Here is a 16130-nt window from a genome sequence, read left to right as displayed (position 1 = left end):
ACCGACGTAACCGGGAGAAGGACCAGGTATGGCTGCGCTGAGCTTGAAGGGCGTCAGGAAATCCTACGACGGCAAGCAGCACGTGCTGCATGGCATCGACGTGGAGATCGCCGACGGCGAATTCATCGTGCTGGTCGGCCCGTCGGGCTGCGGCAAGTCGACGTTGCTGCGGATGATCGCGGGTCTCGAGACCGTGACGGACGGCGAGATCGCGATCGGCGACCGGGTCGTCAACACGCTGGAGCCGAAGGACCGCGACATCGCGATGGTGTTCCAGAACTATGCGCTGTATCCGCACATGACGGTCGCGCAGAACATGGGCTACGGGCTGAAGATCCGCGGGATCGAGCGCGCGACGATCGATGCGCGGGTGGCGGCGGCCGCGAAGATCCTCGAGCTCGAGCCGCTGCTCGCGCGGCGGCCGCGCGAGCTGTCGGGCGGCCAGCGGCAGCGCGTCGCGATGGGGCGCGCGATCGTGCGCGAACCGTCGGTGTTCCTGTTCGACGAGCCGTTGTCGAACCTCGACGCGAAGCTGCGCGTGCAGATGCGGCTCGAGATCCAGCGGCTGCACGCGCGGCTCGCGACGACGAGTGTGTACGTGACGCACGACCAGATCGAGGCGATGACGCTCGCGCAGCGGGTGATCGTGATGAACCGCGGCTACGCGGAGCAGATCGGCGCGCCGGTCGACGTGTACGAGAAGCCGGCGACCGTGTTCGTCGCGGGCTTCATCGGCTCGCCCGCGATGAACCTGATGCACGGCCGGCTGTCGGAAGACGGCGCGACCTTCACGGTCGCGGGCGGCGGCCCCGCGCTGCCGGTCGCTGGCGCGCCGGGCATCGGCAGCGAGATCGCCACCGGGCGCGACTGGGTACTCGGCGTGCGTCCCGAACACATGACGCCGCAGCCGGGCGTCGCGCAGGCGACGCTGCCGGTCGATTCGTGCGAGCTGCTCGGCGCGGACAATCTCGCGCACGGCCGCTGGGGCAATCACGACGTCGCGGTGCGCCTGCCGCACGCGGACCGCCCGGCGCGCGGCACGGCGCTGGCGGCGGCGCTGCCAGCGCACCGGCTGCATTTCTTCGATCCCGAAACCGGCAAGCGGGCCGGCTGAAACCGTTTGACTGCGGGAGACCGACGATGACGATCCGTACCGACTGGCCCTATCCGCGCGTCGTCGCCCATCGCGGCGGCGGCACGCTCGCACCGGAGAACACGCTGGCCGCGCTCGACGAGGGCGCGCGGCGCGGTCACCGGATGGTCGAGTTCGACGCGAAGCTGTCGGCCGACGACGTGACCTTCCTGCTGCACGACGACACGGTCGACCGGACCTCGAACGGTCACGGAGCGGCGGCGGGCATGCGTTATGCGGCGCTGGCCGCGCTCGATGCGGGCGCGTGGCGCGACGCGCGTTTCGCGGGCGAACGGATGCCGACGCTCGAGGCGGCGGCGGCGCGCTGCATCGCGCACGGGCTGGCCGCGAACGTCGAGATCAAGCCGTGCCCGGGGCGCGAGCGCGAAACCGGGCAGCGCGTGGCGGCCGATGCGGCCGCGTACTGGCGCGATGCCGCCGTGGCGCCGCTGCTGTCGTCGTTCTCGTTCGACGCGCTGCGGCAGGCGCGCGCGACGGCGCCGGCACTGCCGCGCGGGATGCTCTACGAAGTCGTGCCGGACGACTGGCATGCGCAGGTCATCGATGCGCTCGACTGCGTATCGTTGCATGCAGACCACACTCGGCTCGACGAATCCCTGGTGCGTGCGATCAAGGCCGCCGGATTGCGCATCCTGGTTTACACGGTGAATGACCTCGAACGGGCGCGCGAACTGGCGCGTTGGGGCGTCGACGCGGTCTGCACGGACCGCATCGACCTGATCGCGCCCGACGCGCTGGACGATATCGACGTCGTCTGACGGCCACGGCCGCGGCGGCGTCCGGTAAAACCCTTGCGCCGAACGTGCCTGACGCGAAAAAACGACGCCCCGACGGGATTTCCGTCGGGGCGTTTTGCATCGTGGAGACGTTACGCCAGGAAAAATCCGCTACAAATTGCAGCAGGATTAACCATTCCCCAAATATTCGACTACGCTTAGAAGCGGTAGCCGACGTTCAGGTACGTCACGATCGGGTTCAGCGAGATGTGGGCCTTCGACGTTTCCGTCAGCGTACCGACCGGGGTCCGGCGCGCCGTCGTGAAGGTCGCGGTCACGCTGACCGGGATGTACGACATCGAGAAGCCGGCGAACCAGTGCTTCGTGAAGTTGTACGTGAAGCCGGCGTTGAACACGGGCGCCCACTGGTTGCTGGTCGTGGCGCTGGTCGGGCCGCCGAGCACGCCGTTCTCGAACGTGCTGTTCGTGATCTTCGCGCCGGTGAACCAGATATACGTCGCGCCGACGCCGACATACGGACGGAACTTCGCGTTGGCGTCGTTGAAGTAGTACTTGAGGAGGAGCGCAGGGCTCCACTGGTACGCGCGGCCAAGCGTACCGAACTTCGAGAACTGGCCCTTGCCGGTGATGTCGAACTTCGGCGGGATGCCGGCGATGAACTCGGTGGCGATATGGTCGGTCACGAAGTAACCGGTCGCCAGCGCGAGCGTGTCGGCATCGCTGATGCCGGCGCCGGTGTTGGGAATCGACTGATTGACGGGCGTGCCGCCTACGCCGTAGACGAACAGCGGGTCGCTGCTGTCCTGCGGCGCAAGGTGCAGCCAGCCGGTGCTGACGTAGAAATCACCTGCGGATTGTGCATGTGCCGTACCGCCCGCGAACGTGAATGCGAGCGCTGCGGCCCCCGTAATGGCCAGTTTTCGTTTCATTGTGTCTCCTCCGATCAAAGGCGTGCTCATTATGACGACTGCGTTTAAAACCAAACAAGCTCGTAAGTTAGAGTTTTCTCCCTAGGATTCGCACGACCGTACGCTTACGCGCGCCGCTGGGGCAGGCATTCTACGCAGGTGCGCATTTTCGGACCTCCGGGTATTTCCTAACGCGTTCAAACGGACATTCAGCATGGCACGGTTAGCACGACTCTACGTTCCCGACCAGCCGCAGCACGTGATACTGCGCGGCCTGGATCAGCAACCCGCGTTCGTCGACGACCAGGACTACGAACTCTTCATCGATTGCCTGAAGGCCGCCGCACGCGATCATCACCTGGCGGTACACGCCTACGTGCTGCTGCCGCGCCAGGTGCAACTCCTCGTGACACCGAGCGACGAGGCGAGCCTGCCGAAGGCGATGCAGGCCGTCGGCCGTCGCTACGTCGCGCATTTCAACCGGCGCTATTCGCGGCGCGGCACGTTGTGGGAAGGCCGCTATCGCGCGACCGTGATCGAAGGCGAGCGCTATTTCCTGCTCGCGAGCCGCGTGGTCGAGATGAGCCCGGTGCGCTCGCAGCTCGTCGCGACGCCCGAGGCCTATCGCTGGTCGAGCTACCGGCATCACGTCGGGCTCACCGTCGACAGCCTGATCACCGACCATCCGCTCTACTGGGCGCTCGGCAACACGCCGTTCGACCGCCAGCGGGCGTACAAGGAGCTGTGCGAACAGCCGCTCGACGAGCGGCAGGCCGATCAGCTGCAGCAGGCCACGCTGAAGGGGTGGGTGCTCGGCGGCGAGAATTACCGCGAGTGGGCGGCGCGCACCGCGAACCGGCGCGTCTCGCCGTTGCCGCGCGGGCGCCCCAGAAAGGTGCGTGAAAACACGCCGCCGATCCAGCAGTAACGCCGGAAAGGCGGGCCAGAAGCGGCGCGGCGGGCGCCGCTTCTTTTTGCACCAAAACGATACGGCCCCAATAAAACAGCACCAGATCGAGGCATTCGTTTAATTGGGGTTCGATCAAGCGGTTTTTGTTGCTATTCCCTTGATTCGTCGCGTATATTCCGAATTCCGGTGGCCCGGGCGAAGCCTGCCCAACCACTGTCGGCCGTGCCGTCTCCTGTCGGGAGCGGGCTCGACGGCAACAAGAAAACGGTTCAACGGCCTCCAGGCCCCCTTTACGACGGTGTCCCCATGAACGACCACCAGCAGCCGCTCGCCGCGGTGCCCGCCGCACAAGGTCTGTACGACCCGCAAAACGAACACGACGCCTGCGGCGTCGGCTTCGTCGCTCACATCAAGGGCAAGAAGAGCCACGAGATCATCCAGCAGGGTCTGAAGATCCTGGAGAACCTCGATCACCGCGGCGCGGTCGGCGCCGATCCGCTGATGGGCGACGGCGCGGGCATCCTGATCCAGATTCCGGACGCGTTCTATCGCGAGGAAATGGCGAAGCAGGGCGTGAACCTGCCGCCGGCCGGCGAATATGGGGTCGGGATGATCTTCCTGCCGAAGGAGAACGCGTCGCGTCTCGCGTGCGAGCAGGAGCTCGAGCGTACGGTGAAGGCCGAAGGCCAGGTCGTGCTCGGCTGGCGCGACGTGCCGGTCGACCATGCGATGCCGATCTCGCCGACGGTCAAGGCGAGCGAGCCGCTGATCCGCCAGATCTTCATCGGTCGCGGCAAGGACATCATGGTGACGGACGCGCTCGAGCGGAAGCTGTACGTGATCCGCAAGACCGCGAGCCACCGCATCCAGGCGCTGAAGCTCAAGCACGGCAAGGAATACTTCGTGCCATCGATGTCGGCGCGCACCGTCGTCTACAAGGGGCTGCTGCTGGCCGGCCAGGTCGGCGTGTACTACCGCGACCTGCAGGACGAGCGTGTCGTGTCGGCGCTCGCGCTCGTGCACCAGCGCTTCTCGACCAACACGTTCCCGGCGTGGGAACTGGCTCACCCGTACCGGATGATCGCGCACAACGGCGAGATCAACACCGTGAAGGGCAACGTGAACTGGCTGAACGCGCGTACCGGCGCGATCGCGTCGCACGTGCTCGCCGACGATCTGCCGAAGCTGTGGCCGCTGATCTACCCGGGCCAGTCGGATACCGCATCGTTCGACAACTGTCTCGAACTGCTGGTGATGGCAGGCTACCCGCTCGTGCACGCGGTGATGATGATGATCCCGGAAGCGTGGGAACAGCACACGCTGATGGACGAGAACCGCCGCGCGTTCTACGAATACCACGCCGCGATGATGGAGCCGTGGGACGGCCCGGCCGCGATCGCGTTCACCGACGGCCGCCAGATCGGCGCGACGCTCGACCGTAACGGCCTGCGCCCGGCGCGCTACATCGTCACCGACGACGACCTCGTCATCATGGCGTCGGAAGCCGGCACGCTGCCGATCCCCGAATCGAAGATCGTCAAGAAGTGGCGCCTGCAGCCGGGCAAGATGTTCCTGATCGACATGGAACACGGCCGCATCATCGACGACAAGGAACTGAAGGACAACCTCGCGAACGCGAAGCCGTACAAGAGCTGGATCGACGCGGTGCGCATCAAGCTCGACGAGATCGAGCCGAAGGCCGAGGAAGTCGCGGCCGGCCGCACGCAGGGCGCCGCGCTGCTCGACCGCCAGCAGGCGTTCGGCTATACGCAGGAAGACCTGAAGTTCCTGATGGCGCCGATGGCGGCGCAGGGTGAGGAAGCCGTCGGTTCGATGGGCAACGATTCGCCGCTCGCGGTGATGTCGAACAAGAACAAGACGCTCTATCACTACTTCAAGCAGCTGTTCGCGCAGGTCACGAACCCGCCGATCGACCCGATCCGCGAGAACATGGTCATGTCGCTCGTGTCGTTCATCGGCCCGAAGCCGAACCTGCTCGACACCAACAACATCAACCCGCCGATGCGTCTCGAAGTGTCGCAGCCGGTGCTCGACTTCAAGGACATCGCGAAGATCCGCGCGATCGACCAGTACACGGGCGGCAAGTTCAGCGCGTACGAACTGAACATCTGCTATCCGGTCGCGTGGGGCAAGGAAGGCATCGAGGCGCGCCTCGCGTCGCTGTGCGCGGAAGCCGTCGACGCGGTGAAGTCGGGCTACAACATCCTGATCGTGTCGGACCGCAAGACGGACGCCGAGCACGTCGCGATTCCGGCGCTGCTCGCCACGTCGGCGATCCACACGCACCTCGTGCAGCAAGGGCTGCGCACGAGCACGGGCCTCGTCGTCGAGACGGGTTCCGCGCGTGAGACGCACCACTTCGCGCTGCTCGCGGGCTACGGCGCGGAAGCCGTGCACCCGTACCTCGCGATGGAAACGCTCGCGAAGATGGCCGAAGGGCTGCCGGGCGACCTGTCGCCGGAGAAGGCCGTCTACAACTTCACGAAGGCGGTCGGCAAGGGCCTGCAGAAGGTGATGTCGAAGATGGGCATCTCGACGTACATGTCGTACACGGGCGCGCAGATCTTCGAAGCGCTCGGCCTGTCGAGCGACCTCGTCGAGAAGTACTTCAAGGGCACCGCATCGAAGGTCGGCGGCATCGGCCTGTTCGAGGTCGCGGAAGAAGCGATCCGCCTGCACCGCGACGCGTTCGGCGACAACCCGGTCCTGCGCGACATGCTCGACGCGGGCGGCGAGTACGCGTACCGCGTGCGCGGCGAAGACCACATGTGGACGCCGGATTCGATCGCGAAGCTGCAGCACGCGACGCGCAGCAACTCGTACCAGACGTACAAGGAATACGCGCACCTGATCAACGACCAGACCAAGCGTCACATGACGTTCCGCGGCCTGTTCGAGTTCAAGGTCGAGCCGACCAAGGCGATTCCGATCGACGACGTCGAGCCGGCGAAGGAGATCGTCAAGCGCTTCGCGACCGGCGCGATGTCGCTCGGGTCGATCAGCACCGAGGCGCACGCGACGCTCGCGATCGCGATGAACCGGATCGGCGGCAAGTCGAACACCGGCGAAGGCGGCGAGGACGAGAAGCGCTATCGCAACGAACTGCGCGGCATTCCGATCAAGTCGGGCGAGACGCTGAAGTCGGTGATCGGCGACGAGATCGTCAGCGACATCGCGCTGAAGGACGGCGATTCGCTGCGCTCGAAGATCAAGCAGGTCGCGTCGGGGCGCTTCGGCGTCACCGCCGAGTACCTGGCATCGGCCGACCAGATCCAGATCAAGATGGCGCAGGGCGCGAAGCCGGGCGAAGGCGGCCAGCTGCCGGGCCACAAGGTGTCGGAATACATCGGCAAGCTGCGTTACTCGGTGCCGGGCGTCGGCCTGATCTCGCCGCCGCCGCACCACGACATCTACTCGATCGAGGATCTGGCGCAGCTGATCCACGACCTGAAGAACGTGAACCCGAGCGCGAGCATCTCCGTGAAGCTCGTGTCGGAAGTGGGCGTGGGCACGGTCGCGGCCGGTGTCGCGAAGGCGAAGGCCGATCACGTCGTGATCGCCGGCCACGACGGCGGCACGGGCGCATCGCCGCTGTCGTCGGTCAAGCACGCCGGCACGCCGTGGGAACTCGGCCTCGCCGAAACGCAGCAGACGCTGGTGCTGAACCGCCTGCGCGGCCGTATCCGCGTGCAGGCCGACGGCCAGATGAAGACGGGCCGCGACGTCGTGATCGGCGCGCTGCTCGGCGCGGACGAATTCGGCTTCGCGACGGCGCCGCTCGTCGTCGAGGGCTGCATCATGATGCGCAAGTGCCACCTGAACACGTGCCCGGTCGGCGTCGCGACGCAGGATCCGGTGCTGCGTGCGAAGTTCAAGGGCCAGCCCGAGCACGTTGTGAACTACTTCTTCTTCGTCGCCGAGGAAGTGCGCGAGATCATGGCGCAGCTCGGCGTCGCGAAGTTCGACGACCTGATCGGCCGCGCCGATCTGCTCGATACGCGCAAGGGCATCGAGCACTGGAAGGCGAAGGGCCTCGACTTCTCGCGTGTGTTCTACCAGCCGGAAGAGTGCGAGGACGTCGCGCCGCGTCACGTCGACGTGCAGGATCACGGCCTCGAGCGCGCGCTCGACCACGTGCTGATCGAGAAGGCGAAGGCCGCGATCGAGAACGGCGAGCATGTGTCGTTCATCCAGCCGGTGCGCAACGTGAACCGCACGGTCGGCGCGATGCTGTCGGGCGTGATCGCGAAGAAGCACGGCCACGACGGCCTGGCCGACGACGCGGTGCACATCCAGCTGAAGGGCACGGCCGGCCAGAGCTTCGGCGCGTTCCTCGCGAAGGGCGTGACGCTCGACCTCGTCGGCGACGGCAACGACTACGTCGGCAAGGGCCTGTCGGGCGGCCGGATCATCATCCGTCCGACCAACGACTTCCGCGGCAAGTCCGAGGAAAACATCATCTGCGGCAACACGGTGATGTACGGCGCGATCGAAGGCGAAGCGTTCTTCCGCGGCGTCGCGGGCGAGCGCTTCTGCGTGCGCAACTCGGGCGCGACGGCGGTCGTCGAAGGCACGGGCGATCACGGCTGCGAATACATGACGGGCGGCACGGTCGTCGTGCTCGGCGAGACGGGGCGCAACTTCGCGGCCGGCATGTCGGGCGGCCTCGCGTACATCTACGATCCGGAAGGCACGTTCGCGGCCAAGTGCAACAAGTCGATGGTCGCGCTCGAGCCGGTGCTGCAGCAGGCCGAGCAGGAGCGCACGGTCGACCGCGCGCTCTGGCACGCCGGCACGACGGACGAAGCGCTGCTCAAGGGGCTCGTCGAGCGTCATTTCCAGTTCACGGGTTCGCCGCGCGCGAAGTCGCTGCTGGAAAACTGGGACGCGGCGCGCCGCCAGTTCGTGAAGGTGTTCCCGCACGAATACAAGCGCGCGCTGGGCGAGATCGGTGCGAAGAAGGCGGCGAAGGAAGTGCTGGCCGCCTGAGCGACGAACGACATAGCGAATGCCGCGCGCGCCTGATGGCCGCGCGCGGCTCCCCCACCCGATACACCGAACAGAAGAGCACCTTATGGGCAAGGCAACCGGTTTTCTGGAGTTCGAACGCCGCCACGAGGCGTACGAAGCACCGCTCACGCGCGTGAAGCACTACAAGGAATTCGTCGCGGCGCTGACCGACGCGGACGCGAAGGTCCAGGGCGCGCGCTGCATGGATTGCGGCATCCCGTTCTGCAACAACGGCTGCCCGGTCAACAACATCATCCCGGACTTCAACGATCTCGTTTACCGCCAGGACTGGCAGCAGGCGATCGAAGTCCTGCACTCGACCAACAACTTCCCGGAATTCACGGGCCGCATCTGCCCGGCGCCGTGCGAAGCGGCCTGCACGCTCGGGATCAACAACGATCCGGTCGGCATCAAGTCGATCGAGCACGCGATCATCGACAAGGCCTGGGCGGAAGGCTGGGTGAAGCCGCTGCCGGCCGAACACAAGACGGGCAAGAAGGTCGCGGTCGTCGGTTCGGGCCCCGCGGGCCTCGCCGCCGCGCAGCAGCTCGCGCGTGCGGGCCACGACGTGACGGTGTTCGAGAAGAACGACCGCATCGGCGGCCTGCTGCGTTACGGGATTCCCGACTTCAAGCTCGAGAAGTGGCTGATCGATCGCCGCATGCGCCAGATGGAAGCGGAAGGCGTGACGTTCCGTACCAGCGTGTTCATCGGCAAGGAGCCGCTGCCCGAATCGATCGGCAGCCTCGCGAAGGAAACCATCTCGCCGGACACGCTGAAGGAAGAATTCGACGCGGTCGTGATCGCCGGCGGTTCGGAAACGCCGCGCGACTTGCCGGTGCCGGGCCGCGAGCTCGCGGGCGTCCATTTCGCGATGGATTTCCTGCCGCAGCAGAACCGCGTGAACGCGGGCGACAAGCTCGCCGACCAGTTGCTCGCGAAGGGCAAGCACGTGATCGTGATCGGCGGCGGCGATACGGGTTCGGACTGCGTCGGCACGTCGAACCGTCACGGCGCGAAGCAGGTCACGCAGTTCGAGCTGCTGCCGCAGCCGCCGGAAGAGGAAAACAAGCCGCTCGTGTGGCCGTACTGGCCGATCAAGCTGCGTACGTCGTCGTCGCACGAGGAGGGCTGCGAGCGTGACTGGGCGGTCGCGACGAAGCGTCTCGAAGGCAAGAACGGCAAGGTCGAGAAGCTGATCGCGGTGCGTGTCGAGTGGAAGGACGGCAAGATGCAGGAAGTGCCGGGTTCCGAGTTCGAGATGAAGGCCGATCTCGTGCTGCTCGCGATGGGCTTCACGCAGCCGGCCGCGCCGGTGCTCGACGCGTTCGGCGTCGCGAAGGATGCGCGCGGCAATGCACGCGCGACGACCGAAGGCGACCGTTCGTACTACACGTCGGTCGACAAGGTGTTCGCGGCAGGCGACATGCGTCGCGGCCAGTCGCTCGTGGTGTGGGCGATCCGCGAAGGCCGCCAGTGCGCGCGCTCGGTCGATGCGTACCTGATGGGCCATTCGGAACTGCCGCGCTGAGCTGAATCGCGCGAGCGGGTTTCGACCAAAGCCGGGCGTCCGAGAGGGCGCCCGGTTTTTTTATGGCTGCGCGCGGTTGATGTCGTTGCCGCGGCGTCGGCCACGGATGGTCGGGCGCAAGCATTCGAAGCGCCCTGACGCTCACCGGCGGGCTGCCGGGCGAGCGTGAACCGGTCGGCCGGGCCCGCATCGTCGCCCCGCATTTTCGCGAAGCGTCGTCTAACCTGATGACATTCGGCCTCGATTTTTCGTCATCTCAATTCCTTTCGTTTTGTAATAATCCTTGAAAACTGTCATATCATGTCGCCCCTCGGGCCGCGTTCGCGGTCGCCGCACATGACTGACCCTATTTACAAGGACTCTGGATGGAAGCATTCGTGCATGGGCTGATCGACGCCGTCAATGGCGTGTTGTGGAACTACGTGCTGATCGCGCTGCTGCTCGGCGCCGGTGCGTGGTTCACGTTGCGGTTCCGGATGATCCAGCTGAAGGCGCTGTTCCTCAGCATGAAGCTGGTCGGCAGCAAGGGCGAACCGGGCAGCATCTCGTCGTTCCAGGCGTTCGCGACCGGGCTCGCGAGCCGCGTCGGCACCGGCAATATCGCCGGCGTCGCGGTCGCGCTGACGGTCGGCGGGCCGGGCGCGATCTTCTGGATGTGGATGACCGCGCTGGTCGGGATGTCGTCCGCGTTCGTCGAGGCGACGCTCGCGCAGATCTTCAAGGTATCGCACCCGGACGGCAGCTATCGCGGCGGCCCCGCGTACTACATCCAGACGGGCCTGCGCTCGCGCGGCTTCGGTGTGCTGTTCTCGCTGTCGCTGATCCTCGCGTTCGGCTTCGTGTTCAACGCGGTACAGGCCAATGCGATTGCCGATGCATTCCATACGTCGTTCGGCTGGCGTCGCGAGACGGTCGGCCTCGGTCTCGTGCTGCTGTCCGCGCCGATCATCTTCGGCGGCATCCGCCGCATCGCGACGGTCGCGCAGGTGATCGTGCCGCTGATGGCGATCGGCTACCTCGCGCTCGCGGTCTACGCGGTCGCGACGCACATCACGCTGGTGCCCGGCGTGATCGCGTTGATCGTGAAGAGCGCGTTCGGCCTCGAGCAGGCGGCCGGCGGCCTGACCGGCTACGCGGTCAGCCAGGCGATCGCGATCGGCGTGAAGCGCGGGCTGTTCTCGAACGAGGCGGGGATGGGCAGCGCGCCGAACGCGGCCGCGACCGCGAGCACGCGCCACCCCGTCACGCAGGGGTTGATCCAGATGCTCGGCGTGTTCGTCGACACGATCGTGATCTGCAGCGCGACCGCATTCGTGATCCTGCTGTCGGGCCAGTACGAACTCGGCACCGGGATGGAGGGCGCGGCGCTCACGCAGCGCGCGATCTCGAGCCACGTCGGCGACTGGGGCGGCATCTACATGGCCGTCGCGATCTTCTTCCTCGCGTTCTCGTCGGTGATCGGCAACTACGCGTATGCGGAAGGCAACGTCGAATTCATCACGAAGCGGCGCGGCGTGCTGCCGCTGTTCCGCATCGCCGTGCTCGGCATGGTGATGTTCGGCAGCGTCGGGCAACTGCCGCTCGTGTGGGCGATGGCCGATACGAGCATGGGCTTGATGGCGATCATCAACCTGATCGCGATCCTCGCGCTCGGCAGGTACGCGCACGCCGCATGGGCCGACTATCGCCGCCAGCGCGCGGCCGGCGTCGCCGATCCGGTGTTCACGCGCAACACGATCCCCGAACTCGCGCGCGTGCTGCCGGCCGACGTGTGGGGCGAGCACGGCCCGCTGCCGCAGCGTCCGCCGTCGGCCGACGCGGTGGCCGAAGTGCGCGTGACGGTGCGCGAGTCATGAACGGCGACCGGCTCCGTGCGTTCGTCGCGCTGATGCCCGATGCGGCATCGCGCGACGCGCTGCACGCGTTGCCGGTCACCCGTGGCGCGCGGCGCCCGCCGCCCGCGCAACTGCACATGACGCTCGCGTTCATCGGCGCAATCGAGCGGGAACGGTGCGACGCGCTGGCCGCGCACCTGCCGGCGCTCGCGGCCGCGCATGCGTTGCCGCCGATGCCGGTCGAGCGGATCGCGTGGTGGCCGAGCCTGCCGCGCGCGAGGCTGATCGTCGCGGAACTCGCGGTCGATGCTGCGTGCGTCGCGTTGAATGCGGGACTGGCCGCGCTGCTGCGCGAACTCGGCGTGCCGGCCGACCGCCGGCCGTTCCGGCCGCACGTGACGCTCGCGCGGTTGCCGCACGATGCGGTCGGCCAGCCCGCGCACGGCGGCGCGCCGGGGCGGCCCGTCGACGTGCGTGTCGAAGCGCTGACGCTGTTCGAAAGCCGGCTGTCGCATGAAGGCGTGTCGCACCGGCCGATCGTGTCGGTGCCGATCGCGCGTGCGGACGACAGCGTCGGCGCGTAGGGCGCGTCCGCAAGCCTGTCCCTGGCGCGGCCCTAGCGGTCGTAGCGCGCGAGCGTCAGGCCCGCCAGATCGATCTCCGGCGCGCGCCCGGTGACGAGATCCGCGACCACCTTTCCCGAACCCATCGACATGGCCCAGCCCGTCGAGCCGTGGCCGACGTTGAGCCAGAGGCCGTCGATGCCGCTCGCGCCGAGCAGTGGCGGTCCGTCGGGCGTCATCGGCCGGCGGCCGACCCAGAAACGCGCCGACGCGCGATCGGCCGCATGCGGGAACCAGTCGTCGAGCACCTTCATCAGCGTGTCGAGCGCCTGCTGCCGCAGCGCCGCGTGGCGGTTGCCGAGCTCCGCGGTGCCGGCGACGCGCAGCGTCGGGCCGAAGCGCGTGATCGCCGTCTTCAGCGATTCGTCCATCAGCGCGGCGCATGGGGCCTTTTCATCGTCGACGACCGCGAGCGTGGCCGAGTAGCCCTTCACCGGATACAGCGGCACGTCGATGCCGAGCGGTCGCAGCAGGCCCGCGCTGTCGACGCCGAGTGCGACGACGATCGCATCGGCGGCGAGCAGCGCATCGCGTCGGGCGGCGGCGCCCGCGTCGAGCGAGTCGATCCGCACGCCGCGCACCTCACCGCCCGCGACATCGAGCGCTCGAATCGCGGTGCGAAACCGGAACGTCACGCCGTTCGCTTCGCACCGCGCCCGCAGTTCTCGCGTGAAGCGTGCGCAGTCGCCCGCTTCGTCGTCGGGCAGGTAGATGCCGCCGACGGGCGCCTGCCGCGCCCAGCGCAGGCCTGGCTCGATCGCGGTGCAGCCGGCCGCGTCGAGTTCGCGAAACGCGATGCCGGCATCGCGCAGCACCTTCAGCGCGGGCTGCACCATCTCGACGTCGAACGCGCTGCGCAGCAGTTGCAGGTAGCCGCGGCTCGCGCCGTAGTCGAACGGATAACGGTCGCGAAACGCATGCAGGCACGCGCGGCTGTAATACGCGATGCGCTGCATCCGCTGCTTGTTCACGCGGAACCGCTCGAATTCGCATTCGCGCAGCCAGCGCGCGATCCAGCGCCACTGCGCGGCGTCGAGCGTCGGCCGGAAGATCAGCGGCGACGCAGGCTTGAACAGGTACTTGAGGATCTTGCCGGGCATCCCGGGCGCGGCCCACGGCGTCACGTAGCCGGGCGCGATCACGCCCGCGTTGCCGAGGCTCGTCGCTTGCGCGACGTCGGCCTCGCGTTCGATCACGGTGACGTCGCAGCCTGCTTCGCGCAGGTGCCAGGCGGTGGTGACGCCGATCACGCCGGCGCCGAGAACGATCACGTGCATGCGGTGTCCGGAACGGGGCGGTGGCTCACGACGCGATGGCCGGATCGTCGGCGAGCGACTTGCCGCGCGTTTCCGGCAGCACGAGCGCCGCGACGATCACGAGCAGGTAGCCGCCGCCCGCGACGAGGCCGATCGCCTTCACGAGCGACATCGATTGCGACAGCGCGCCGACGAGGATCGGGAAGAACGAGCCGAGCCCGCGGCCGAGGTTGTAGCAGAAGCCCTGGCCCGAGCCGCGGATCGCGCCCGGATACAGCTCCGACAGATACGCGCCGACGCCCGCGAAGATGCCCTGCACGACGATGCCGAGCGGAAAGCCGAGCAGCAGCATCGCGGTATCGGTGATCGGCAGCATCGTGTACGCCATGCCGAGCGAGAACGAGCCGACCGCGAACAGGATGAACGACGCACGGCGGCCGAGCCGGTCAGAGAGCATCGCGCCGACCACGTAGCCGACGAACGAACCGACGATCAGCACGACCAGATAGCCGCTCGTGTTGAACACCGACAGATGGCGCACGGTTTTCAGATAGGTGGGCAGCCACGTCGTGATCGCGTAGTAGCCGCCGAGCATGCCGGTGCACAGCGCGCTGCCGAACAGCGTCGCGCGCAGGTGCGGCGGCGAGAAGATCTCGAGGAAGTGGCCCGACACGCGGCCTTCGTCGCGCGCGCGGCGGGTGGCCGTATAGATGTCGGGATCGCTGACGTTGCGGCGGATGTACAGGATCCACAGGGCGGGCACGATGCCGATCCAGAAGCACGCGCGCCACGCGATCTGCTCGGGCAGCAGCGCGAAGAACGCCCAGTAAAGGATCGCGGCCGCGCCCCAGCCGAACGACCAGCTGCTCTGCACGGTGCCGACGGCCTTCGCGCGATGCTCGGGCGAGCGGATCGTCTCGGCCATCATGATCGTCACGACCGACCATTCGCCGCCGAAGCCGAAACCCTGCAGCGTGCGCGTCGCGAGCAACTGCCAGAACGAATGCGTGAAGCCGGACAGGCACGTGAACAGCGCGAACGTCGCGATCGTCCACTGCAGCATGCGCACGCGGCCGTAGCGGTCGGCGAGGATGCCGGCGACCCAGCCGCCGATCGCCGACGAGATCAGCGAACTGGTCGCGATCATCCCGGCCTCGCTCTTCGTCATGCCCCAGGTGGCGATCAGCGTCGGAATCAGGAACGAATAGATCATGAAGTCGAACGCGTCGACCGCATAGCCGCCGAATCCGGCGTACAGCGTCCGGCGCTCGCGCGTCGACAATTCGTTGAACCACTGGAATGCCTGCATGCTTGTCGCCCCCTCTCGTCTTGTCTCGTCCCGCGCTGCCGCGTCGCGGTTATTTTACGGGCGCGCTCGCGCACGCCAAAAAGGCGGATGCAGGTTCGTGCGGAACGGCAGGCAGACGGGGCGACGCATCAGAGCGTCAGGCCGCCGTCGACGTGGATGACCTGGCCGGTGATCTGTCGCGCCGCGTCCGACAGCAGGAACGCGATCAGCGCGGCGACGTCGTCGGGTTCGGCGATCCGGCCGAGCGGCGTCGCCTGTTCGGCCTGCGCCCAGGCCGCGGCGTTGCCGGCGCTCGGGCCGTGGTCCTTGCGCGTGAAGCCCGGCGCGACCGCATTGACGGTGATGCCGCGCGCGGCGAATTCGGCGGCGGCGGTACGCACCAGCGATTCGAGCGCGGCTTTCGCGGCGGCGGTCGCCGCGAACGGCGCATCGGCGCGGTAGCGGTGCGCGACGAACGAACTGACCGCGACGATCCGCGGCGCGATCGATGCTTCGAGCAGCGGCCGCGCGCGGCCCGCGAGCGCGGAGAACGCACCGGGCATCGCCGCGAACGCGGACGCGAGCGCATCCGCCGAGAGTTCGGAAAAGGATTGCCGCGCGGCGAAGCCGGCGTTCGCGACGAGCTGGTCGAGCCCGCCGAAGCGGGTGGCGACGGCATCGACGAGCGTGGCAGCCACGCCGGGCTCAGCGAGATCGCCGGTCAACGTCACGCATTCCGCGCCGGCCGCCGTGCACGCCTGGGCGACTGCTGCGAGCCGCGCGCGTGCCGCATCGTCCGCGCCGCGCGCATGCAGCGCCAGCGCGACGCCGGGCGCCGCGAGCCGCCGCGCGAGCGCC

11 protein-coding genes are annotated in these 16130 nt (G+C 67.5%); 7 read left to right on the top strand and 4 right to left on the bottom strand.

Annotation, left to right across the window (positions count from 1 at the left end; genetic code table 11):
• Positions 1-28: 28 nt before the first annotated feature.
• Both MMB92_RS22685 and ugpQ read left to right on the top strand, forming a co-directional pair.
• Positions 29-1114 carry a sn-glycerol-3-phosphate import ATP-binding protein UgpC gene (locus MMB92_RS22685; RefSeq protein ID WP_006481861.1) on the top strand — a complete coding sequence of 362 codons (1086 nt, stop codon included), beginning with the start codon at positions 29-31 and terminating at the stop codon, positions 1112-1114.
• Positions 1115-1140: 26 nt separating this feature from the next.
• Positions 1141-1911 (top strand): glycerophosphodiester phosphodiesterase, encoded by a 771-nt coding sequence (gene ugpQ, locus MMB92_RS22680; protein WP_006491785.1) that lies wholly within the window; start codon positions 1141-1143, stop codon positions 1909-1911.
• 176 nt (positions 1912-2087) lie between these two features.
• Here ugpQ and MMB92_RS22675 read toward each other — a convergent pair whose 3' ends face one another.
• The gene (locus tag MMB92_RS22675; protein WP_006490624.1) at positions 2088-2819 is read right to left on the bottom strand and encodes an OmpW family outer membrane protein; all 732 of its coding nucleotides are present in this window, start codon (positions 2817-2819) and stop codon (positions 2088-2090) included.
• 193 nt (positions 2820-3012) lie between these two features.
• Between MMB92_RS22675 and MMB92_RS22670 the strand changes: the two genes are divergently transcribed.
• The 5 genes from MMB92_RS22670 (at position 3013) to thpR (ending at position 12689) form a co-directional block, all read left to right on the top strand.
• A complete protein-coding gene (locus MMB92_RS22670) occupies positions 3013-3726 on the top strand; it encodes a transposase (RefSeq protein ID WP_006494443.1) in 714 nt (237 codons plus the stop codon).
• Between the two features lie 288 nt (positions 3727-4014).
• Entirely contained in the window at positions 4015-8718 is a 4704-nt protein-coding gene (locus MMB92_RS22665; RefSeq protein ID WP_006490631.1) for a glutamate synthase-related protein, read from the top strand.
• A gap of 85 nt (positions 8719-8803) precedes the next feature.
• A complete protein-coding gene (locus MMB92_RS22660) occupies positions 8804-10270 on the top strand; it encodes a glutamate synthase subunit beta (RefSeq protein WP_060214769.1) in 1467 nt (488 codons plus the stop codon).
• A 365-nt stretch (positions 10271-10635) separates the two neighbouring features.
• A complete protein-coding gene (locus tag MMB92_RS22655; protein WP_006490627.1) occupies positions 10636-12126 on the top strand; it encodes an alanine/glycine:cation symporter family protein in 1491 nt (496 codons plus the stop codon).
• A complete protein-coding gene (thpR, locus tag MMB92_RS22650; RefSeq protein WP_048986853.1) occupies positions 12123-12689 on the top strand; it encodes an RNA 2',3'-cyclic phosphodiesterase in 567 nt (188 codons plus the stop codon). Before MMB92_RS22655 ends, thpR begins: the two co-directional genes overlap by 4 nt.
• 32 nt (positions 12690-12721) lie before the next feature.
• On the opposite strand, the gene MMB92_RS22645 is transcribed toward thpR, so the two are convergent.
• The 3 genes from MMB92_RS22645 to MMB92_RS22635 form a co-directional block, all read right to left on the bottom strand.
• On the bottom strand, positions 12722-14005 hold the full coding sequence (locus tag MMB92_RS22645) for a D-amino acid dehydrogenase (RefSeq protein WP_006482643.1): 1284 nt from the start codon (positions 14003-14005) through the stop codon (positions 12722-12724).
• Positions 14006-14030: 25 nt separating this feature from the next.
• Complete coding sequence (locus MMB92_RS22640) at positions 14031-15293, bottom strand: MFS transporter (protein ID WP_006482644.1); 1263 nt, start codon at positions 15291-15293, stop codon at positions 14031-14033.
• A 128-nt stretch (positions 15294-15421) separates the two neighbouring features.
• Positions 15422-16130 (bottom strand): SDR family oxidoreductase (locus MMB92_RS22635; protein WP_277562935.1); only part of this gene is annotated, 709 nt, incomplete at its 5' end.

It is taken from the genome of Burkholderia sp. IO2 (assembly GCF_029522185.1).
Taxonomy (GTDB): domain Bacteria; phylum Pseudomonadota; class Gammaproteobacteria; order Burkholderiales; family Burkholderiaceae; genus Burkholderia; species Burkholderia cenocepacia.
The sequence above is the reverse complement of the archived record's forward strand: the minus strand, read 5'-3'. Positions and strand labels throughout refer to the sequence as shown.

Excerpts from the sequence above, each read along its gene's own strand:
- MMB92_RS22675 (WP_006490624.1), bottom strand. The coding sequence starts at position 2,819 with ATGAAACGAAAACTGGCCATTACGGGGGCCGCAGCGCTCGCATTCACG.
- MMB92_RS22655 (WP_006490627.1), top strand. The coding sequence starts at position 10,636 with ATGGAAGCATTCGTGCATGGGCTGATCGACGCCGTCAATGGCGTGTTG.
- MMB92_RS22660 (WP_060214769.1), top strand. The coding sequence starts at position 8,804 with ATGGGCAAGGCAACCGGTTTTCTGGAGTTCGAACGCCGCCACGAGGCG.
- MMB92_RS22645 (WP_006482643.1), bottom strand. The coding sequence starts at position 14,005 with ATGCACGTGATCGTTCTCGGCGCCGGCGTGATCGGCGTCACCACCGCC.
- MMB92_RS22685 (WP_006481861.1), top strand. The coding sequence starts at position 29 with ATGGCTGCGCTGAGCTTGAAGGGCGTCAGGAAATCCTACGACGGCAAG.
- ugpQ (WP_006491785.1), top strand. The coding sequence starts at position 1,141 with ATGACGATCCGTACCGACTGGCCCTATCCGCGCGTCGTCGCCCATCGC.
- MMB92_RS22665 (WP_006490631.1), top strand. The coding sequence starts at position 4,015 with ATGAACGACCACCAGCAGCCGCTCGCCGCGGTGCCCGCCGCACAAGGT.
- thpR (WP_048986853.1), top strand. The coding sequence starts at position 12,123 with ATGAACGGCGACCGGCTCCGTGCGTTCGTCGCGCTGATGCCCGATGCG.
- MMB92_RS22640 (WP_006482644.1), bottom strand. The coding sequence starts at position 15,293 with ATGCAGGCATTCCAGTGGTTCAACGAATTGTCGACGCGCGAGCGCCGG.
- MMB92_RS22670 (WP_006494443.1), top strand. The coding sequence starts at position 3,013 with ATGGCACGGTTAGCACGACTCTACGTTCCCGACCAGCCGCAGCACGTG.